Raw genomic sequence first — 19,237 nt, forward strand, 5'->3', positions numbered from 1 at the left:
GTCGGCGCCCCTTCGGTCCCGCCGGTTTCAGGCCAGGGGATTCGGCAACGGCAGATAGCGCGCGTCGGCCCCGTCCGCGCCGGTCCAGCGCAGCAGGAGGTTGGTCTTGCCGGGCAGGGTCGGGGCGGCCAGCAGGTCGGTCACCTCCGGGAGCGACTGCCGTGCCAGCTCCCGCCGCGCCGCCGGCCACGGATCGAACCCGGGATGGCGTTCGGCGAGCGCAGCGGCGACCTCGGTCAGGTGGTTGACGACCAGGCAGTACACCAGGCGCTCCCACCCGGCGGCCCGGTCCACGTCGGCCAGCAGCTTGACCCCTTCGGCGTCCCGGTACAGCGCCTGCACCGGCATGCCGTCGGCGTCGACGGCGACCAGGGTGTTCTGCAGGTGCGCCTCCAGGACGACGCCGTGTTCGGCGAAGGCGGTCACGGCCGGGGGTACGACGGCCCGCAGATACGCCTCCCACCAGGCACCCGGGTCCGCCGCCGCGGCCAGCGGGTCGCCGTCGAAGCCCTCCACCAGGCCGGCGGCGAGCAGCGGGGTGGCCCCCGGCAGCAGCGGTCCGCGCAGTCCGTCGCGGACGAGCACGGCGAGTTCCTCGAAGGCGAAGCGGGCGGTGCGGTAGCCGCGGTCGCCGAGCCAGCCGGCGGGTCCGTCCATGGCCGTGAACGCGGCGGTCGCGGCCGCGTCCGTGCGGCGCAGTCTCCGCAGGTCGTGCGCCCAGAGGCGGCGGATGTCGTTGGTGATCCGGACGTCCAGGCTGAACTTCAGGAAGAGGTCCCGCTCCGGCTCGTACACCGTGCGGATCGCGGCCGTCGGCCAGGTCACGAAGTCCGTCTCGTCGAGGCGCAGCAGCCGCCCGTCCGCGAAGGCGGGGGCGAGGTCGCGGGCGACCAGGTCGAGCTGCCAGGGGTGGGCGGGCAGCAGCCGGTAGCCGTCCGGTACGGCGGCCGGCGCGGCCAGTGCGTCCAGCGCGGCCGTGTCGCCCTCCTCCACCACCTCGTCCTCGCGGACCGCGAGCAGCACCAGCGGGAACCGGGCGTACGCCTCGGGGGCGTACGGCAGCCAGGCGGTGACCGGACCGCCGCCGCGCGCCTTGGGGGCGGGGTGGTAGGGATGGCCGGTGATGAGGGACTGCTCCGAGCGCAGATACGGGTCGTCGGGCGCCGTCGCCCGGGCGCGTGCCGCGAGCAGCGCGGCGACCGCGTCCCGGCTGTCGATCATCTCGGCCGGCAGGTCGCCGTTGGACAGCCCGGTATGTCTGCGCAGTTCCTCGGCGACGAGTTTCACCAGTTCGGCGTGGCCGACGCGGTGCCAGGTGCCGTCCGCGTACACCTCGGGCGCGGTCGGCCGGCGTTCGCCGCGCACCCGCAGCAGCCGGCCGCCGCCGGGCAGCCGGTAGACCCGCAACGGCCCTTCCCCGGCGTCCGGGAGCGGCTGGGCCACCTCCCGCAGCAGGCAGTTGAGCAGGGGCGCGGCAGCGTACACGTCGGCGCGTTCACCGACGGCGTCGCTGGGGGGCATGAGATCCACGCGTTCCATTCGTTCGCTACGTCCACACAGTCCGATCCTGATCAGTATGTCGCCCGTCACCGGTCATCATGACCGTCGTACCCGTCCCCGAGGAGCCCTCCCGTGCACCGTCCCTCCCCCATCGAGACCCGGCTCGCCGCGGAGCTGGCCGAGGCGCGGCCGGACCTCGTCGACCGGTACCAGGCCGAGCTGCCCGGTGCGCGGGCGGCGGTGCTGACCCGGCTGTGGCGGGCGCTGGCGCACGAGCCGCTGCCGTGGGTGGCGCGCCGGGTGCGCGGGGCGCACAGCCTGGCCCTGTGGCTGGCCGACGGGCGGGCGCTGCACGGGCCGCGGGCGGATCCGTACGCCACGGACGCGTATGTGACCGCCGTGCGTCTGGACGGGGAGGCGTACGACGATCCGGCGCGGCTGATGACGGATCTGGGGTGGCCGCACTCCGCCGGGTTCGCGGCCGAACTGGCCAACAGTGCCGCGTCGTTGGCGCTGTCGCGGGCCGACCGGGAGTTCTCCGCCGAGGACCCGGAGGAGTGGCCGGACCGCGACTGGGAGTGGGAGCAGCGGGTCGTCGACGGGCATCCCTTCCACCCCAACTGCCGTTCCCGGCCCGGCTTCTCGGCGGCGGAGCAGCTCGCGTACGGGCCGGAGCACCGGCCGGTGGTACGGCTGGAGACGGTTCCGGTCGCCGCCGGGGACTGCCTGCTGACCGGCGACTGGCCGGACGGACTCCGGGACGGGGAGCAGCTGTTGATTCCCGTGCACCCCTGGCAGCGCGCCCACGTCCTCAAGGGCGGCTCCGCCGAACCCTGGCGGGACGCACACCCGTTGATGTCCCTGCGCACGCTCGCGCTCCCCGGCGGACCGCACGTGAAGACGGCGATCAGTGCCCGGCTGACCTCGTCCGTGCGGGACATCTCGACGTACTCGATCGGTGCGGCGATGACGCTGTCGGCGTTCGCCACGGATCTGGCGTCCCGCACCGACGGACTCCTGCACGTCACCCGCACGCTGGGCGCGGTGACCGCCGACTCCCCCGATCTGGCGGCGCTCCTGCGCGAGTCGCCGGAGGTGTACGCGGCGGCCGGCGAGCGCGTCCTCCCGGTGGCCGCGCTGGCCACCACCGGCCTCCCCGGATCGCCCTCCTGGCTGGCCGAGTTCACCCGGCTCGCGCTGACGGCGGGGCTGCGGCTGCTGGACCTGGGCGTGGCCCTGGAGGCACACGGCCAGAACCTGCTGGTCGTGCTCTCCGAGACCGGCGCCCCGCTCCGCCTGGTCTACCGCGACCTGGCCGACATCCGGCTCAGTCCCGCCCGCCTCCGCCGCCACGGCATCACCCCGCCCGACCTGACGGGCCGCCTGGTGACGGACGACGAGGCGACCCTGCGCCGCAAGCTGTTCGGCTCCCTGGTCGCGGGCGCCCTCGCGGGCACGGCGGGTTCGGGACCGGCCCTGGCGACGGCCCTGGAGACGGCCGTACGGCATCTGCCGGCCACCCCCGACCTGGCGGCCCTCCTCGAAGGCCCGCTGCCGGCCAAGGCGCTGACCCTGATGCGGCTGTCCCCGGAGGTGCCCGGGGACCAGTGGGCGGCCCTGCCGAACCCGCTCGCCGACACGCGGTGACCGTTCCGGCACACTCGCCGCAACCCGATGATCGCGCCGGGCCGTTCGCCGTCCGCCGTTGACCTGCCGGTCACTCTCGTTTTGGGCTCCGGACCTCGTTTTGGAGCCCGGCGCCTTTGATCAATAGGATCCGCCGATGATCAGAACACATCGGCCGGCGGCAGGAGTCTGTGCTCTGCTCGCCGCCCTGGCGGCCGGGATCGCGTTCCCCGGCCATGCGGTCGCCGACGAGACCGAACAGGCCGCTCCCAAGGTGGAGCTCGTGCTGGACGTCAGCGGTTCCATGCGGACGGCGGACATCGACGGCGGGACGCGGATGGCCGCGGCCAAGCAGGCGTTCAACGAGGTGCTGGACGCGACGCCCGAGGGGGTCCAGCTCGGCATCCGCACGCTGGGCGCCAACTACCGCGGCAACGACCGCAAGGAGGGCTGCAAGGACACCGCGCAGCTCTACCCGGTCGGCACGCTGGACCGCACCGAGGCGAAGACCGCCGTCGCCACGCTCTCGCCGACCGGCTGGACCCCGATCGGCCCCGCGCTGCTCAAGGCGGCCGACGACCTCCAGGGCGGTGACGGGACCCGCCGTATCGTCCTGATCAGCGACGGCGAGGACACCTGCCAGCCGCTGGACCCGTGCGAGGTGGCCCGTGAGATCGCCGCCAAGGGCGTCGGGCTGACCATCGACACCCTCGGCCTGGTGCCGGACGCCAAGACCCGCGACCAGCTCAGCTGCATCGCGGACGCGACCGGCGGCACGTACACCTCCGTCCAGCACAAGGAAGAACTGACCGACCGGGTCGGCCAGTTGGTGGACCGGGCGGCTGACCCCGTGGTCACGCCGGTGGCGACCGAGGGCACGGACCAGTGCTCGTCCGCGCCCGCGCTGAAGTCGGGGCTGTACACCGACCGCGAGGAGTTCGGGCAGCAGCGCTGGTACAAGGTCGACGTCGACCCCGGCCAGGAGCTGCGCGCTTCGGTGAGCGTCGCGGCCGACCGGGCGGTCAACGCCGACTACGGCGTGCTGCTGCGCGCGGTGACCGTGCACGGGCGGGAGATAGTGCGCGGCGAGGCGTCGGGCCTGGGCCGTACGGACGTCATCTCGACCGGGCTGCGGTACCCGAAGGCGGAGAGCGACGACGACGAGGACACCACCCCGGAGACCGTCTGCCTCCAGGTGACCAACTCCTTCTCGGCCGCGTCCGGGGTGAAGACCAGCCCCGGTCTGCCGGTCGAGCTGACGGTCGACGTGGTGGACGGGCCGTCGAAGGCGAGCGATGTCGCTTCCTTCGGTCTCGGCCGCGGCTGGTGGCTGCTCGGCGCGCTGGTGCTGACCGGCTTCCTCGCGGGTCTGGTGTGGGGCTGGGTGTCGCGGTGGCGGGTCGCGGTCTGGAGGAGCAACTGATGTCGATCACACGTGTGTTGAGCGCCGCCCTGCTGGCGGTGGGCCTGGCGGCGGGACCGGCGGTCGCGGATTCCTCCCCCTCCCCCAGCGCCTCGGAGGACAGTGGCGCGCCCACCCAGGCGGGCACGTCCTTCCGTACGGCGGCCGAGATCGACCAGGGACAGCAGGCGACGGCCGGCGGATCGACGGGCGACTACCTGTACTGGTCCTTCCCGGCCGACGCCGGCCAGCGCCCGGACGTCAAGGCGACGGTGAAGCTGCCCGACTCGCACGCCGGGCAGACCTGGCAGCTCGACGTGTACGACGGGCTGCGGCGCCGGCAGGCCTGCCAGTACGGCGCGCAGACCCGCACGGCCGCGCAGGGCGCCGCGTCGGTGGAGCTGGCGTGTGTGATGCGTACCGTCCGGGGCTGGTCGGAACCGTGGGCCGACGACCCGCTGCCCGGCACGTACTACATCCGGCTGACGGTGGTGGACCTGACCTCGGCCGACCTCGGCCAGCCGGTGAGCGCCGAGGTGAAGGTGGACTCCAAGGACATCGGCGGCTCGGCGGCGGTGGACGGCTCGCTGGCCGAGCCGCTGGTGCCGGGGATCGCGGTCAAGTCCGCCTCGGACGACGGCAGTTCTTCGTCCGACGACGCTTCCTCGTCCACCAAGTCGGCGGTGCTGTCCTCCATCGAGCCCGACGACGGCTGGTCCTCCGGCTGGTGGAGCGACCGCTGGGTGTGGACCGGGATCGGCGGCGTACTGGCCGCGCTGGCGGGGATCGGCGGGTACGCGCTGACGCGGGGGTCGGGACGGCCGTCGCGAGTGCCGCCGGGCATGTGATCCGGTACCGACCGTAGTGACTGGGCCCCCGTTCGCGGCGGCCCAGTCGTCGTTTCAGGCCTCCCGCAGCTCCTTGGCCGGCGCGCCGTCACCGGTCACCGTCACCCGCCCGTCCCGTACCGCCTCCGCCAGCCCCAACTCGCCCCGGGCCAGGGCCGTACCCGTCCCGGCGTCGAGCACGAGCCGGGCGTCGGGCTCGGCCGGTGCCGGGCCGTCGCCGTACACCGGGCCGTCCTCCGCCCCGACGTACAGGTGGAAGTCCCCCTCCCCCAGCCGGACTTCGACGAGCCCCTCGCCCGACAGGGCCCGCAGCAGCGGCAGCGCGAACCAGTGGGCGCGGACCGCGTCGGTGGGCCGGCGCTCGCCCAGTTCGGGCTCGCCCCATGCGCCCAGCGCCTGCAGCACCGGCAGCAACCCCCGTCCACGTGCGGTGAGTTCGTAGACGTACGCGGCAGCCGGCGGGGGCAGCCGCCGCCGGGTGGTGACCCCGTCCCGCTCCATGTCCTTCAGCCGGGAGGCGAGGACGTCCGTGCTGACTCCCGGCAGATCCGCGTGCAGGTCCGTGTAGCGCCGTGGACCGGCGAGCAGCTCCCGGACGATCAGCAGGGTCCAGCGGTCGCCGACCACGTCGAGGGCGCGGGCCGCGGAACAGTACTGGTCGTAGCTTCGGCGAGGTGACATGCGACGCAGTCTAGACAACATGTTGGACTTTCCAAGCTCCTACTTGGTAAAACCAAGCAACACGAGTTCCCGGAGGGGCGCATGGAGTTCCGGCAGTCCAACAAGCTCAGCGAGGTCTGTTACGAGATCCGCGGACCGGTGATCGAGCACGCCAACGCGCTGGAGGAGGCGGGCCACAGCGTGCTGCGCCTGAACACCGGCAACCCCGCGCTGTTCGGCTTCGAGGCGCCGGAGGAGATCCTCCAGGACATGATCCGGATGCTCCCGCAGGCACACGGCTACACGGACTCGCGCGGCATCCTCTCCGCCCGCCGGGCGGTGGCGGGGCGCTACCAGACGCTGGGCCTGGAGGTCGGCGTCGACGACGTCTTCCTGGGCAACGGCGTCTCCGAACTGGTGTCGATGGCCGTCCAGGCTCTCGTCGAGGACGGCGACGAGATCCTCATCCCCGCCCCCGACTTCCCGCTCTGGACGGCGGTGACCACCCTCGCCGGCGGCAAGGCGGTGCACTACCTCTGCGACGAACAGGCCGACTGGTACCCGGACCTGGCCGACATGGAGTCGAAGATCACGGACCGCACCAAGGCCGTCGTCATCATCAACCCCAACAACCCGACCGGCGCGGTGTACCCCAAGGAGATCCTGGAGGGCATCCTCGACCTGGCCCGCCGGCACGGCCTGATGGTCTTCGCGGACGAGATCTACGACCAGATCCTGTACGACGACGCCGTCCACCACTCCACCGCGGCGCTCGCCCCCGACCTGGTGGTCCTCACCTTCTGCGGCCTGTCCAAGACGTACCGGGTGGCCGGCTTCCGCTCGGGCTGGCTGGTCGTCACCGGCCCGAAGCAGCACGCCAAGGACTACCTGGAGGGCCTCACCATGCTGGCCTCCATGCGGCTGTGCGCCAACGCGCCCGCCCAGTACGCCATCCAGGCCGCGCTCGGCGGCCGCCAGTCCATCCGCGAACTCACCACTCCCGGCGGCAGGCTGTACGAGCAGCGCAACGTGGCCTGGGAGAAGCTCAACGAGATCCCCGGCGTCTCCTGCGTCAAGCCGAAGGGCGCCCTCTACGCCTTCGCCCGCATCGACCCCAAGGTCCACCCGATCCACGACGACGAGAGGTTCGTCCTGGACCTCCTCCTCCAGGAGAAGATCCAGGTCGTCCAGGGCACCGGCTTCAACTGGCCCGCCCCCGACCATTTCCGCATCCTCACCCTCCCGCACGCGGAGACCCTGGAGACGGCGATCGGCCGGATCGGGCGGTTCCTGAGCGGCTATCGGCAGTAGTGGACCTGGGGGCTGCCTGGGTAAGTCGTCCCCATGACCCAGCGCCCGCTGCTCCTCCTCGACGTCGACGGCCCCCTGAACCCCTTCCGGGCCCGGTTCCTGCGGCACCGCGGGTACGTGACCCGCAGGCTGCACCCCGCCAACTGGTCCGCCCGCCAGCGGCCCGGCTCCCGCCGGCTGCGCCGGGGGCTGCGGGTGCGGCTGCATCCGGGGCACGGGGCCCGGCTGCTCGCGCTGCCGTACGAACTTGCCTGGGCCACCACCTGGATGCACCAGGCCAACGAGATGATCGGGCCGGTCGTAGGGCTGCCCGAGCTGCCCGTCATCGAGTGGCCGGAGCTGTTCGCGAAGGATCCGGATGGTCTGTACTGGAAGACCCGGACCGTCGTGGCGTGGGCGGCCGGGCGGCCGTTCGTGTGGGTGGACGACATGGTCACCGAACTCGACGTCCGCCATGTCGCCGAGCACCACGAAGGGCCCGCACTGCTCCTTCCGGTGGATCCGCGGCACGGCCTGCGGGCGCGTGACTTCGCCGAACTGGAGCGCTGGGCTCTTAGCCTCTGACGTATGGCTGATGTCTTTCTCGTCCGGCACGGTGAGACCGAGTGGTCGCGGTCCGGACGGCATACCGGGTGGACGGACGTGCCGCTCACCGAGCACGGCAGGGACGAGGCGCGCCGGCTGGTGCCGTTGATCCGCTCGCACCGCATCGGTGCCGCCTTCGTCAGCCCGCTCCAGCGGGCCCGCGAGACCGCCGAGCTGATCGGGGTGCCCGACGCCCGGGTCGACGCCGACCTGCGGGAGTGGGACTACGGCGGCTACGAGGGCGTGACCACCGTGGAGATCCAGCGCACCCGGCCCGGCTGGTTCCTGTTCACGGACGGCGTGGCGCCCAACCCGCCGGACCACCCCGGGGAGACCCCGGAGCAGGTCGGCGAGCGGGCCGACCGGATGCTGTCCAAGGTGGAGGCGGCGCTCGCCAACACGGAGGGGGTCGTGCTGCTGGTCGCCCACGGGCACTTCCTGCGCGTCCTGACCGCCCGCCGTCTCGGCCTGCCGCCGTCCGCCGGGGCCCTGTTCCAGCTGGCCACCGGGACGCTGTGCCGCCTGGGTACGGAGCACGAGCGACCGGTGATCGCGGGGTGGAACATCCGCCCGAGCGGGTAGCGGGACGGTGTTGTCGGTCCCCGGTCGTAACCTTCGGAGAAGGGATCCGGAGCAGGGATCCGGAGAAGGGATCGGTACCGCGCTCGACGCCGGGGAGGTGTGCACCGTGACCCGACCGCCCACCGCCGCGCAGCGGCGGGTCATCGACGCCGCCGATCCGGTCACCGGGCGGCTGCGGGGCACCGAGGCGCAGCTGGCGGCACTGGTGAGGCACGGGCTCGCCTTCCGGCACCCGCGCCCGCCGCACGACCACTTCCTGACGCCGGCCGGGCATCGGATACGGGAGGCCCCGGCCCCCCTGACCGCGACGGAACCCCGGGCCGCGGCGGAGACCGAGCCGACCGGGGGCTTCGCCGCGCGGGTCGGCGGGGAGGAGTCGGCGGAGGCCGGGCCCGCCCGTGCGCGTGAGGTGCACAGCGCCTGGCAGGGGCTGCTCGAACTGCGCCGGATGACCAATCCCGACGGCGCCACCGACCGCCCGTGCGGCTGGGAGCGTGCGCATCTGGTGCGGGCCGCCGCACTCGCCCTGGAGGCGGCCGGGCAGCCGCCCGAGGGGCCGGGCACCCCCGGGTACCGGGTGCGGGCGACCCCGCAGCCGGAGGCGGTCGCCGTGTACGCGCCGGAGGGCGAGCGGTTGCGGGCGTGCGCGGCCGCCCTGGAGCGGGCGGGCTGGCAGACGGGCGAGTACACGGAGCCGCGTACCAGAACGCGCTATCTGCTGGCATCGCCGCGCCGGGTGTGACGGGCGTGCCAGGATGCCGACAAAGGATCAGTGCGTCGTACACGAGGCGTCGTACGTGAGGCGTCGTACGCGAGAAGGGGAAGTCGTGAGCGAACCGTATTCCGTCCGGGTGACCGTCCGTGGCTACGAGACCGACGTGCAGGGCCATCTGAACCAGGCGGTGTACCTCAACTACGCCGAGCACGCCCGCTGGTCGCTGCTCCAGGCCGCCGGGGTGAGCCAGGCCGGGCTGGTGGGCCAGGGGGTCGGCCCGGTGTCCCTGGAGACGACGATCCGGTACAAGCGGGAGCTGCTCGCCGGTGACGAGGTCGACGTGACCTGCGCGTTCGAGTGGGGCAGCGGCAAGACGTTCCGGGTGCTCCAGAGGATCACCAAGGCCGACGGCACCGTGGCCGCGGAGGTCGAGGCCGTCGGCGGGCTGCTGGACCTGAAGGCCCGGAAGCTGGTCGCCGATCCGCGCGAGGTCTTCAAGGAACTTACCTCGGCCCCGGAGCTGTTCGGCCTCTGACGCGGTCCGCGCCGTCTGCACGGCCGTCTACACGTCGAGCAGTTCCGGCCGGTGCTCGGCGTCGTAGACCGCCCGGGCCTGCGCGATGTAGTGGCGGTTGCGCTCGGCCCAGTCGGTCAGCCGCAGCAGGGTCTCGTGCAACTCCAGCGCCACCGGGGTGAGTCCGTACTCCACCCGTGGGGGCACGGTCGGGTACACGGTGCGGGTCACCAGGCCGTCGCGCTCCAGGTTGCGCAGGGTGAGGGTCAGCATCCGGCGGCTGATGCCCTCGATGCCGCGCTCCAGCTCCGTGAAGCGGATGGGGCCGTGCGAGGCCGCGACCAGGATCTGCACGCTCCATTTGCCGGCCACCCTGTCAAGAACCTCGCGGACCGGGCAGGCGTGCGCGTTCACGACCTGGCTGGTAACACCGGTGTTCCTCTGGGACATCGAGCTGCCTCCTTACGCCGTCCTCTCATGGTCACTCACCATGAACCCCGTTACAAGTCGTGCACCTTGTGCACGATCGGTTCCTGTTGATGTCCCTGGCGGATTCACGGCGATTGCGGAGGCCAGAAGGCCATGTCGACCACGACCGGCACACCGGCCGCACCGGTGACTCTTTCTCGAACATACCCGCGCTGGGCGTCCCTCGCCGTCCTGTGCGCGGGCGCGCTGATGACGATCCTGGACGGCACCATCGTCACCGTGGCGATGCCGGCCGTCCAAGGCGACCTGGGCTTCAGCGGTCCGGGGCTGGCCTGGGTGGTGAACGCCTATCTGATCCCGTTCGGCGGACTGCTGCTGCTGTTCGGCCGTCTGGGTGATCTGGTGGGCCGGAAGCGGATGTTCACGGCCGGGCTCGCCGTGTTCACCGCGGCCTCCGTGGCGTGCGGGCTGGCGACGAGCCAGGGGGCGCTGATCGCGGCGCGGGCGGTGCAGGGCGCGGGCGGGGCGATGACCTCGGCCGTCGTGCTCGGCATGCTGGTGTCGCTCTTTCCCGAGCCGCGCGAACAGGCCCGTGCCATCGCGGTGTTCAGCGCGGTGGGGTCGGTGGGCGCCACTCTGGGCACCTTCCTCGGCGGAGCGTTGACGCAGGCGCTGAGCTGGCACTGGATCTTCCTGATCAACCTGCCGATCGGGGTGGTGGCCTGGCTGGCCGCGGTACGGATCCTGGCCCGCGAGCCCGGCGCCGGGCTCCGCGGGGGCGCCGACGGTCCGGGGGCGGCCCTGGTCACCGGCGCGCTGATGCTCACCGTCTACGTCATCGTCGGCTCCGGCGACCGGGGCCCGGCCGCCACTCTGCTGCTGGCCGCGCTCGCCCTCGCGCTCTTCGTGGCGTTCACCGTCCGCCAGGCCCGGGCCGAACACCCGCTGCTGCGGTTGCGGATGCTGCGCTCCCGGGCGCTGAGCGGCGCGAACGGCGTGCAGATCCTGATGATCGCGACGATGTACGGCTTCCAGTTCATCGGCGCGCTCTACCTGCAACGCGTGCTGGGCTACGGCGAGTTGCACACCGGCCTGGCCTTCCTGCCGGCGCCGCTCGCGATCGGCGTCCTGATGCTGGGGCTGTCGGCGCGCATGACCGGCCGCTTCGGCGCGTACCGCGTGCTCCTCGCCGGGCTGGTCCTCATCACCGTGGGGATGGCCGTGCTGAGCCGGGCGCCCGCCGACGGTTCGTACCCGGCCGACGTGCTGCCCCCGATGCTGCTCATGGCGGCCGGGTTCGCCGCGGCGATGCCCCCGCTCACCGGCCTCGCCATGGCCGGCGCCCGTGAGGAGGACGCGGGGCTTGCCTCCGGGCTCTTCAACACCACGCAGGTGGTGGGCGGTTCCCTGGGTCTCGCCGTCCTGTCCACACTCGCGGCGAGCCGTACCGACGGCCTGCTGCACGCGGGCGCGGTGCTGGTGCCGGCCACGGCGGCCGGCTACCAACTTGCCTTCCGGGTGGCCGCGGTGATCGCGGCGGGGGCTCTGGCACTGGCAGCGGTCACGCTGCGGCCGCGGCGCGCCTGAACCGGGCGGAGGCGGCGCGCCCGAACCGGGCAGGGCCGGCCTCTCAGGACCCCGCGAACGCTCCCCTGTGGTCCTCGGCCCACTCCCGATAGGTCCGGGCCGGCCGGCCGAGCACCTCCCGGGCGTCCTCGGTGACCACCGCGTTGCCTCCGGCACGGACGAACGCCACGCCGGTCAGGACACCGTCCACCTGGGCCCCCTCCATGCCCCAGGCCGTGCGGAGGAAGTCACGGGTCTCGTCCGGGGACAGGTCCCGTGTCGGGACCGGGCGGCCCAGGACCTCGGCGAGCACGGCGGCCTGACCGGGGACGGTGATCGCCTCGGGACCGGTCAGGGTGTACGTCCGCCCCGCGTGCCCGGCGTCGAGCAGGGCCCGCACCGCCACCTCGGCGATGTCGCGGGGGTCGATCACGCCCGAGGCGCCGTCCCCGGTCATGTTGGGGACCGGCTCGCCCGTGCGCAGGGCCGGGAGCCAGGTCAGCGTGTTGGAGGCGAACGACGAGGGCCGCAGCACCGTCCAGGCGAGCCCGCTGTCCCGCACGGCCCGCTCCCCGGCCACGTGCCAGGAGCCGGAGGGGCCGGTGGCCGGGTCTCCGGTGGCGATGGCGGAGAGCTTCACCAGCCGCTCCACACCGGCGGCCCGGGCCGCGGCGACCAGGGCCGCGTCCTGTCCCTCCTCGGGACCGGCCGGCCGGACCAGGAACGCGGCCGTCGCACCGGCCAGCGCGGCCTCCAGGGACGCCGGTTCGGCGTAGTCCCCACGCACCACCTCCACCCCGGCGGGCACCGTCGCCTTCACCGGGTCGCGGGTGAGCGCGCGCACCTTGGCGCCGCGCCCGGCCAGCTGTCGTACGACGTCTTTCCCGATGGTGCCCGTGGCACCCGTCACCAGAATCATGGGGTCCACGGTGGGCCCGCCGCGGCGCCCTTCTCTTGGAAATTCCGGCACGGCAGGACGGCCCGGACGCCGGTGCCGGTCGCCTACGGTGGAAGGGTGCCGAAGACCATCGCCGAGCCGCTTGCGACCATCCCCGACGTGCTGCGCCCGTGGATCTCCGAGGTGCGGCCCATGTCCTTCGCCGAGCCCCCCGAGGGGACGTTCGTCCAGCTGCCGGACGCGCTGACCAAGGTGGTGCTGCGGGTGACGGCGGACGGGCAGCGTGACGTCCTGGCCGTCGGGCCGCGGGTGCGGGCGACCTACCACGAGGGGAAGGCCGACATCTCGTGCGTGGTGCTGCACCTGGCACCGGGCACCTCCCGGCCCCTGCTGGGTGTGCCGGCCGCCGGGCTGGTCGGCCGGGTGGTGCAGTTGGACGCCCTGCCGGGCGGGGTGGCCCGCCGGTTCGCGCGTGAGGTGCGGTGGCTGGAGCCGCCGGCGGCGCTGCCGCGGATCGCCGAGGTGCTGCCCGGGCTGTTGTCCGAGCAGGCGGACGCGGGCCGGACGGCGCTGTTGCGGGCGGGCGTGGACGCGTTGTCCGTGCGGCTGGACCGGGCGCCCGCACAGGTACGGGACGTGGCCCGGGAACTGGCCGTCAGCGAGCGCCAGTTGCGGAACCTGTTCACCGACGGCGTCGGGGTCTCCCCGAAGCACTACGCCCGTATCGACCGCGTCCGCACGGTCGCTGCCCGCGCGGGCAGCGTGGGCTGGTCCGAACTGGCCGCCGCCACCGGCTACTTCGACCAGTCGCACATGACGACCGACTTCCGTGCCCTGATGGGCGTCCCGCCCCGCTCGTACTTCACGGGCCGGCTGCCCGCGACCACCCCCTGCCAGGCGATCCGGATCCGGCGGCCCTGAACCCGGGCGCGTGGTCCCGGTCCCAGGTGCCGGGCGTGACCCCCCGTTCCCGCAGTGCCGCCTTGCGCACCTTGCCGGTCTCGGTGAGCGGCAGTTCGCCGACCGCCTCGATGTAGCGGGGGACGGCGAACGGGGGCAGTTCGCGGGCGCAGTGCCGGGCCAGGTCCGCCGGGTCCGGCGCGCACCCGGGGCGCAGGACCACGGCGACCATCACCTCGTCCTCGGCCAGTTCGGAGGCGACCGGGAAGGCGGCGGCCGTGACGACCGCGGGGTGGGAGCGGACGGCCTCCTCCACCTCGTAGGAGGAGATGTTCTCGCCGCGCCGCCGGATGACGTCCTTGACGCGGTCGAGGAACCGGAACCAGCCGTCGGGCTCGCGGACCACGCGGTCGCCGGTCCGGCGCCAGGAGTCCGGTTCCGGTTCGGGACCGCCCAGGTAGCCGGTGCAGAAGGCGAAGGGGCGGTGGCTGCGGACGAGGAGTTCGCCCGGGGTGCCGTCCGGTACGGGGACGAGCTCCTCGTCGACCACCCGGGCGTCGAAGCCGGGCCGGACGGTGCCCAGGTACCCGGGCCGGTGGTGCTCGGGGGTGGAGCCGATGACGAGGTTCGTCTCCGTGGAGCCGAAGCCGTCGAGGAGCGTGACGCCGAACCGCTCGCGGAAGGGCTCCGCCAGCGGGCCGGGGGTGGCCGGGGAGAGGGCGCGCCGTACCCGGTGCGCCCGGTCGTCCGGGCCGGGCGGCCCGGCGAGCAGCATGGGGACCATCGCGCCGAGCAGGTAGGCGGTGGTGGCACCGGCGTCGGCCGCCTGCCGCCAGAACCGCGAGGCGGAGAAGCGCTCGCCGACCACGCAGCAGGCGCCCACCGTCATCGCCTGGGCCAGCGTGTTCAGGGCGTTGGTGTGGAACAGCGGGAGACAGGTGAACAGCACGTCGTCGGAGGTGAGACGCAGGGCGTCCGAGACCGTACGGCCCCACCACCCGAACTGGGCCTGGGGGCAGCGGACTCCGCGTGACGGGCCCGTGGTGCCGGAGGTGAAGAGGACGGCGGCGGTGTCCTGCGGGCGGACGGGGGAAGGCGGCAGCGCGGGGGCGCCGTCGGGGCGCGGGGCCGCCGCCTCCCCCACCGGCCACACCGTCCCGCGGTACCCGGCCTCGGCCGCACGCCCCGCCGGCTCGTGCTCGGCGTACAGGAACCGGGGCCGCGCCTCCCGCAGGGCGTGCTCCAGCGACCGGCCGCGCAGGGCGGTGTTCAGCGGGACCGCGACCGCGCCGAGCCAGGCGCATCCGAGGAACAGGTCCACGAGCTCGACCCGGTTTCCCAGCAGTGCTGCCACCCGGTCGCCCGGCCGGCAGCCCCGGGCCGCCAGCGCCCCCGCCGTCGCGGCCGCCGCCTCGCGGGTCTCGGCGTACGTCCGTGCTGTACGGCCGATGCGCAGGAACGGGCGGTCGCCGTACCGCTCGGCGGCCGCCTCGACGAGTTCCGGCACCGTCCGGCCGACGGCGATCACTTCGACATCCCGACGTCGTTCACCGCAGCACTCCCGCGTCGTAGAGGTATTGGAGCCGCTTCGGGGAGTATCCCGCCACCTCGCGCAGCACCTCCTCGGTGTCGGCCCCGAGCAGCGGTGCGGGCGTGCGGACCGAGCCGGGGGTGCGGATGAGCCGGATCGGCGGGCCTTCGTGGAGGAAGGCGCCGGCGGCGGGGTGGGTCATGCGGACGTAGAAGCCGCGCGCCCGCAACTGCGGGTCGTGTTCGACGAGTTCGCGTCCGTCCCGGACGGCCCCGGCGGGTACGCCCTGCTGTTGCAGCAACTCGGCGGCCAGGTCGGCGGGGAGTGTGCGGGTCCATCCGCCGATCGCCTCGTCGACGAGGGCGCTGTGCCGCCTGCGGTCGGCCGTCGCCGCCAGGTCGGGCCGTCCGATCACCCGGCACAGCGCCGCCCACTCCTCGTCCGAACGGACGCTGAGCGCCAGCCAGTTGTCCGCGCCCAGGCAGCGGTACACGCCCTGCGGACTCCACACCGGATGCGTGTTGCCGATCGGGTGCCTGGCCGAGGTGAGCAGGCTGGTGCCCAGGTGGGCCGCGATCGCCTCCAGTTGGGAGAGGTCGATGTGCTGTCCGCGGCCGGTCCGTTCCCGGTGTTCGAGCGCGGCGACGGTGGCGAGCGCCGCCTGGAGCCCGGCCACGATGTCGCCGTGGCCGTAGATGACCCCGACCACGTCGCCGGGCCCCCACCCGGTGAGGCCGGTGAGCCCCGAACTCGCCGAGACGGTGTCGGCGTACGACACCCAGCCCGCCCGGGGTCCGGTGTGGCCCATGCCGGACATGCTGACGTAGACGAGCCGCGGGTTGATCTCGCGGAGGGTGTCCCAGCCGAGGCCGAGCCTGGTCATGACCGTGGCGCTGAAGTTCTCCACGAGGACGTCCGAGGACGCGACGAGGTCGCGCAGCACGGCGACGCCGTCGTCGGTGCGGGTGTCGAGGGCGATGCCGCGCTTGTTGCGGTTGACCTCGTTGAAGTAGCCGTTGGTGTCCGGGTCGGTGTGCGGGCCGCGGGAGAGGTGCATGAAGGGCGCGAACCGGGTGGGGTCCGGCCGGCCGGCCGACTCGACCTTGATGACGTCGGCGCCGTGGTCGGCGAGCACCTTGGTGCAGTAGGGGCCCGCGAGCACCCAGGTCAGGTCGAGGACGCGGACGCCGTCGAGGGCGGGGCGGGCGGAGTCGCCGTTCCCCCGCCGCACCGGACGCTCCTCGTCGAGCAGCGCTTGGTCCGCGCCCACGGCAGGGGTGCTCAGCGAGGTGATCCGGTGGCCCTCGGGGAACGCGAACGGGAAACCGAGGTCGGTCCGGCCGTCGGCCTCGGTGAAGAAGCCGCGGGCGACGAGCTGGGGGTTGTCCGGCAGCTCGGCCGGTACGTCGACGGCGGCCCACGGCAGTTTCCGGTCCTGGGCCCGCTCCGCGAACTCGGCCTTCGGCCAGGTGCCCGCGAAGTCCTGGACGACCTTGAAGACGTACTCCTGGTGTTTCTTCCGCTCGACCGGGTCCTGCCAGCGGGGCTCGGTGAGGTCGGCCTGTGCCCCCTGCTCGCACAGCCAGTCGAGCAGCGCGTCCCACATCCGGGGGCTGCCGCCGAGCCCGCCGCCCAGATGACCGTCGGCTGCGCGGAAGAGCCCGTGCGGGACCAGCGGGTGCACGCGTCCGGGGCGGGGCGGTACCCGGTCCTCGTGCAGGTAGGCGAGGGTGCCGGCCTCCAGGGCGGCGGCGACGCAGGCCTGGGCGGAGACGTCGACGAGCTGTCCGGGGCCGCGCCGGCGGGCCCGCAGGCCCAGCAGGGCGGCGATCGCCGCGTTGACGCCCGCGAGGTGCTCCGCCTGGTTCTCCGGCAGGTGCAGGGGCGGGCCGTCCGGGTCGCCGACCTGGGCGAGCATCCCGCCGAGGGCGGCCACGACGAGGTCGGTGCCCTGCCAGTGGCTGCGCGGGCCGACCAGCCCGAAGGGGGTCACCCGGACGTGGACGAGGTGGTCGAGGCCGGTGGTGTCGGCGCCGTCCGGGGTGCCGTCGAGGAGGACGTCGGCGCCCGCGAGCAGCCGGCGCAGCCCGTCCGGTCCGGACACGGTCACCGAGCGCTTCCCGGCGTGCCAGTGGGCGAAGCCGACCGGGTCCTCGTGCCGTTCGGGACGGCCCTCGGGGGGTTCGGCCAGGATCACCTCGTAACCGATGCCGACCAGCAGCCGGCCGGCGAAGCGGGTGAAGGGGCTGGTCAGTTCGACGACCCGCGGGGTTGCTGCTGCGCTCACCTGTCCTCCTGTCCTCTGTCCTCCTGCCCTTGGGTCAGCCGTGCCGCTGGTTCAGGAAGCCGGAGACCACGCTGTGGAAGTCGTACGGCCGCTCCTCCTGGGGGTGGTGGGAGGCCTCGCTGATCACGTGCAGGTTCCCCTTGGGGATCATGCGGGCGAGCATCAGCGGGTAGTCGGGGGTGAGGAAGGCGTCGTACATCCCCCACAGGAACAGCACCGGGGCCTGGATCGTGCCGAGTTCCGCGGACAGGTCCTGCCAGTCGCCGCGCGGGTTGTCGGAGGCGCCGGCCAGCGCGGTCTCCTCGGGGTCGAGGCTCTGCTCGTAGCGCAGCCGCACCGTGCCCTCGGGAACGGCCTCGGGGTCGTACCACTCCAGGCGGGCCATCAGCTCGCGCATCTTGGTGAGGGACGGGCCGTCGCCGCCGTAGTAGACGTCCCGGGCGTTGCGGCCGCGGCGGCCGCCCTCGGGGAGCGGGGCGAGCGGGCCGTGGAAGACCGGCATGCTGCCGGTGACCACCAACGACCGTACGCGCTCGGAGTACTTGGCGGCCAGGTTCAGGGCGATGGTGCCGCCCCAGGAGTTGCAGACGAAGTCGGCCCGGTCGATCCCCAGGGCGTCCAGCAGGGCGACGGTCTTCGCCGCGTGGTAGTCCCACATGGGCCCCTCGATGACGGGCTTCGCCGACTTCCCGTACTGCAGGATGTCGACCAGCAGACAGCGGCGGTCGGCGGCGAACAGCGGGGCGACCTGCCCGAAGTCGGACCAGCCGGTGCAGCCGGGGCCGCCGCCGTGCAGGAAGATCGTGGGGCTGCCCGTGCCCCGTTCGATGTAGTGGTACTTGACGCCGTCCGCCTCCGCGTAGGCGCCCTGCGGGGGCGCCTGGATGTCCATGAGATCCATGAGCGGATCGTGCCGGGCGGCGCGGGCGGGTCCAAGCGGGCCGGTCCGCTGAGCGGTCCGGCCCGGTGGCCCCGGGGGCGCCGCCCCGCCTAGGGTCGCCGGCATGCTGGATCTCGCCGAGGAAAGGGCCCGGGCGGCCCTGGGCCGCTGGGAGGCACGCTCGCTGGGTGTCGTACGGGCCGAGGCGGCGGCCGAGTTCGCGCGCGCCGCCGGGGACACCACGCCCGCCCTCGTGGATCCCGCCGACCCGGCCTTCGTGGTGCACCCGATGTACCTCGTCAGCCTGCTGCGGCCCGCACCGGGGCCGGAGCCGGGCGAGGTACGGCCGGACGGCATGTACCGCGACGAGGTGCCGGGCACCGACGGGCTCGACGTCCGGCTCATGGCCGGCGGCCAGGCGGTGCGCTGGATCGGGGAGGTCCGGGCCGGCGACCGCGTCGAAGTCCGCCGCGCGGTCACGGCGGTGGAGCGGAAACGGCCCGATCTGCTGCTCATCACCGTCGAGAAGGAATACGCGGCCGAGAGCAGGATGCTGGTCGAGGTCACGGAGAGGTTCATCGTGCGATGACGGAGACGCGACACGGGGACGCGGTCACGGAACTCGTGCCCGACGAGGTGCTGCTGCTGCGCTTCGGCGCGGTCACCCGCAACACGCACCGCATCCACTACGACACCGCCTTCGCCCGGTCGGAGGGCCTGGACGGGCCGGTCGTCATGGCGCAGCTGCACGGCTGCCTGCTGCACCGGGCGGCGGCGGACTTCGCCGGGCCGACGGGACAGGTGCGCGAGGTCTCCTGGCAGAACCGGGCGCCCGCCCACCCGGGCGACCGGCTCACCGTGACGAGCGCGGTCCGGGACGTGGACCCGGTCAGCGGTGAGATCACCCTCGATCTCGTGGAACACCGCTCGGACGGTGTCGTCTGCTGCCGGGGCCACGCCGTCGTCGTACGTCAGGACCGGACAGGGGGCTGACCCGCTCCTC

19 protein-coding genes are annotated in these 19,237 nt (G+C 73.5%); 12 read left to right on the forward strand and 7 right to left on the reverse strand.

Translation table 11 applies throughout. From position 1 onward, the window contains the following. Positions 1-27: 27 nt before the first annotated feature. On the reverse strand, positions 28-1,539 hold the full coding sequence (locus ABT137_RS14960; protein WP_351707990.1) for an IucA/IucC family protein: 1,512 nt from the start codon (positions 1,537-1,539) through the stop codon (positions 28-30). Positions 1,540-1,632: 93 nt separating this feature from the next. Between ABT137_RS14960 and ABT137_RS14965 the strand changes: the two genes are divergently transcribed. From ABT137_RS14965 to ABT137_RS14975, 3 genes are all read left to right on the forward strand, one after another. Then, positions 1,633-3,147, forward strand: a complete 1,515-nt coding sequence (locus ABT137_RS14965) for an IucA/IucC family protein (RefSeq protein WP_351707993.1) — start codon at positions 1,633-1,635, stop codon at positions 3,145-3,147. Positions 3,148-3,283: 136 nt separating this feature from the next. Further along, a complete protein-coding gene (locus tag ABT137_RS14970) occupies positions 3,284-4,549 on the forward strand; it encodes a VWA domain-containing protein (RefSeq protein WP_351707996.1) in 1,266 nt (421 codons plus the stop codon). After that, positions 4,549-5,376, forward strand: coding sequence for a hypothetical protein (locus ABT137_RS14975; RefSeq protein ID WP_351707999.1), 828 nt, complete (start codon positions 4,549-4,551; stop codon positions 5,374-5,376). The genes ABT137_RS14970 and ABT137_RS14975 overlap by 1 nt, the downstream gene beginning before the upstream one ends. Positions 5,377-5,430: 54 nt before the next feature. Here ABT137_RS14975 and ABT137_RS14980 read toward each other — a convergent pair whose 3' ends face one another. Next, complete coding sequence (locus ABT137_RS14980) at positions 5,431-6,057, reverse strand: winged helix-turn-helix transcriptional regulator (RefSeq protein WP_351708001.1); 627 nt, start codon at positions 6,055-6,057, stop codon at positions 5,431-5,433. A gap of 81 nt (positions 6,058-6,138) precedes the next feature. Between ABT137_RS14980 and ABT137_RS14985 the strand changes: the two genes are divergently transcribed. The 5 genes from ABT137_RS14985 to ABT137_RS15005 all read left to right on the forward strand — a co-directional run bounded on the left by ABT137_RS14985 (position 6,139) and on the right by ABT137_RS15005 (position 9,764). Then, complete coding sequence (locus tag ABT137_RS14985; protein ID WP_351708004.1) at positions 6,139-7,347, forward strand: pyridoxal phosphate-dependent aminotransferase; 1,209 nt, start codon at positions 6,139-6,141, stop codon at positions 7,345-7,347. Positions 7,348-7,380: 33 nt separating this feature from the next. Then, on the forward strand, positions 7,381-7,911 hold the full coding sequence (locus ABT137_RS14990; protein ID WP_351708007.1) for a hypothetical protein: 531 nt from the start codon (positions 7,381-7,383) through the stop codon (positions 7,909-7,911). Between the two features lie 3 nt (positions 7,912-7,914). Next, the gene (locus ABT137_RS14995; protein ID WP_351708010.1) at positions 7,915-8,514 is read left to right on the forward strand and encodes a histidine phosphatase family protein; all 600 of its coding nucleotides are present in this window, start codon (positions 7,915-7,917) and stop codon (positions 8,512-8,514) included. Positions 8,515-8,620: 106 nt separating this feature from the next. Continuing rightward, the gene (locus tag ABT137_RS15000; protein WP_351708013.1) at positions 8,621-9,256 is read left to right on the forward strand and encodes a hypothetical protein; all 636 of its coding nucleotides are present in this window, start codon (positions 8,621-8,623) and stop codon (positions 9,254-9,256) included. Positions 9,257-9,341: 85 nt separating this feature from the next. Then, positions 9,342-9,764, forward strand: coding sequence for an acyl-CoA thioesterase (locus ABT137_RS15005; protein WP_351708016.1), 423 nt, complete (start codon positions 9,342-9,344; stop codon positions 9,762-9,764). 27 nt (positions 9,765-9,791) lie between these two features. On the opposite strand, the gene ABT137_RS15010 is transcribed toward ABT137_RS15005, so the two are convergent. Then, on the reverse strand, positions 9,792-10,193 hold the full coding sequence (locus tag ABT137_RS15010; protein WP_351708019.1) for a winged helix-turn-helix transcriptional regulator: 402 nt from the start codon (positions 10,191-10,193) through the stop codon (positions 9,792-9,794). A gap of 132 nt (positions 10,194-10,325) precedes the next feature. On the opposite strand from ABT137_RS15010, the gene ABT137_RS15015 reads away from it, so the two are divergent. Next, entirely contained in the window at positions 10,326-11,759 is a 1,434-nt protein-coding gene (locus ABT137_RS15015; protein WP_351708022.1) for an MFS transporter, read from the forward strand. Positions 11,760-11,802: 43 nt separating this feature from the next. Here ABT137_RS15015 and ABT137_RS15020 read toward each other — a convergent pair whose 3' ends face one another. Further along, positions 11,803-12,657 (reverse strand): NAD(P)H-binding protein, encoded by an 855-nt coding sequence (locus ABT137_RS15020; RefSeq protein WP_502984517.1) that lies wholly within the window; start codon positions 12,655-12,657, stop codon positions 11,803-11,805. 96 nt (positions 12,658-12,753) lie between these two features. On the opposite strand from ABT137_RS15020, the gene ABT137_RS15025 reads away from it, so the two are divergent. Beyond that, on the forward strand, positions 12,754-13,557 hold the full coding sequence (locus tag ABT137_RS15025; RefSeq protein ID WP_351708028.1) for a helix-turn-helix domain-containing protein: 804 nt from the start codon (positions 12,754-12,756) through the stop codon (positions 13,555-13,557). On the opposite strand, the gene ABT137_RS15030 is transcribed toward ABT137_RS15025, so the two are convergent. From ABT137_RS15030 to ABT137_RS15040, 3 genes are read right to left on the reverse strand one after another with little or no spacing between them, the layout of a single operon-like run. Further along, positions 13,499-15,064 carry an AMP-binding protein gene (locus ABT137_RS15030; RefSeq protein WP_351708031.1) on the reverse strand — a complete coding sequence of 522 codons (1,566 nt, stop codon included), beginning with the start codon at positions 15,062-15,064 and terminating at the stop codon, positions 13,499-13,501. The two genes, ABT137_RS15025 and ABT137_RS15030, sit on opposite strands and share 59 nt — an antisense overlap. 19 nt (positions 15,065-15,083) lie before the next feature. Further along, positions 15,084-17,354, reverse strand: coding sequence for a CaiB/BaiF CoA-transferase family protein (locus ABT137_RS15035; protein WP_351708034.1), 2,271 nt, complete (start codon positions 17,352-17,354; stop codon positions 15,084-15,086). Between the two features lie 34 nt (positions 17,355-17,388). Next, positions 17,389-18,255, reverse strand: a complete 867-nt coding sequence (locus ABT137_RS15040) for an alpha/beta fold hydrolase (RefSeq protein ID WP_351708037.1) — start codon at positions 18,253-18,255, stop codon at positions 17,389-17,391. Positions 18,256-18,358: 103 nt separating this feature from the next. On the opposite strand from ABT137_RS15040, the gene ABT137_RS15045 reads away from it, so the two are divergent. Beyond that, positions 18,359-18,823, forward strand: coding sequence for an FAS1-like dehydratase domain-containing protein (locus tag ABT137_RS15045; RefSeq protein WP_351708040.1), 465 nt, complete (start codon positions 18,359-18,361; stop codon positions 18,821-18,823). Continuing rightward, positions 18,820-19,227 carry a hotdog family protein gene (locus ABT137_RS15050; protein WP_351708043.1) on the forward strand — a complete coding sequence of 136 codons (408 nt, stop codon included), beginning with the start codon at positions 18,820-18,822 and terminating at the stop codon, positions 19,225-19,227. The genes ABT137_RS15045 and ABT137_RS15050 overlap by 4 nt, the downstream gene beginning before the upstream one ends. Positions 19,228-19,237 lie beyond the last annotated feature (10 nt).

The sequence above is a fragment of the Streptomyces sp. NPDC001980 genome, from assembly GCF_040296885.1.
Classification (GTDB): domain Bacteria; phylum Actinomycetota; class Actinomycetes; order Streptomycetales; family Streptomycetaceae; genus Streptomyces.

Excerpts from the sequence above, each read along its gene's own strand:
- ABT137_RS15050 (WP_351708043.1), top strand. The coding sequence starts at position 18,820 with ATGACGGAGACGCGACACGGGGACGCGGTCACGGAACTCGTGCCCGAC.
- ABT137_RS14980 (WP_351708001.1), bottom strand. The coding sequence starts at position 6,057 with ATGTCACCTCGCCGAAGCTACGACCAGTACTGTTCCGCGGCCCGCGCC.
- ABT137_RS15015 (WP_351708022.1), top strand. The coding sequence starts at position 10,326 with ATGTCGACCACGACCGGCACACCGGCCGCACCGGTGACTCTTTCTCGA.
- ABT137_RS14970 (WP_351707996.1), top strand. The coding sequence starts at position 3,284 with ATGATCAGAACACATCGGCCGGCGGCAGGAGTCTGTGCTCTGCTCGCC.
- ABT137_RS14995 (WP_351708010.1), top strand. The coding sequence starts at position 7,915 with ATGGCTGATGTCTTTCTCGTCCGGCACGGTGAGACCGAGTGGTCGCGG.
- ABT137_RS14975 (WP_351707999.1), top strand. The coding sequence starts at position 4,549 with ATGTCGATCACACGTGTGTTGAGCGCCGCCCTGCTGGCGGTGGGCCTG.
- ABT137_RS14985 (WP_351708004.1), top strand. The coding sequence starts at position 6,139 with ATGGAGTTCCGGCAGTCCAACAAGCTCAGCGAGGTCTGTTACGAGATC.
- ABT137_RS15040 (WP_351708037.1), bottom strand. The coding sequence starts at position 18,255 with ATGGATCTCATGGACATCCAGGCGCCCCCGCAGGGCGCCTACGCGGAG.
- ABT137_RS15020 (WP_502984517.1), bottom strand. The coding sequence starts at position 12,657 with ATGATTCTGGTGACGGGTGCCACGGGCACCATCGGGAAAGACGTCGTA.
- ABT137_RS14990 (WP_351708007.1), top strand. The coding sequence starts at position 7,381 with ATGACCCAGCGCCCGCTGCTCCTCCTCGACGTCGACGGCCCCCTGAAC.
- ABT137_RS15010 (WP_351708019.1), bottom strand. The coding sequence starts at position 10,193 with ATGTCCCAGAGGAACACCGGTGTTACCAGCCAGGTCGTGAACGCGCAC.
- ABT137_RS14960 (WP_351707990.1), bottom strand. The coding sequence starts at position 1,539 with ATGGAACGCGTGGATCTCATGCCCCCCAGCGACGCCGTCGGTGAACGC.
- ABT137_RS15045 (WP_351708040.1), top strand. The coding sequence starts at position 18,359 with ATGCTGGATCTCGCCGAGGAAAGGGCCCGGGCGGCCCTGGGCCGCTGG.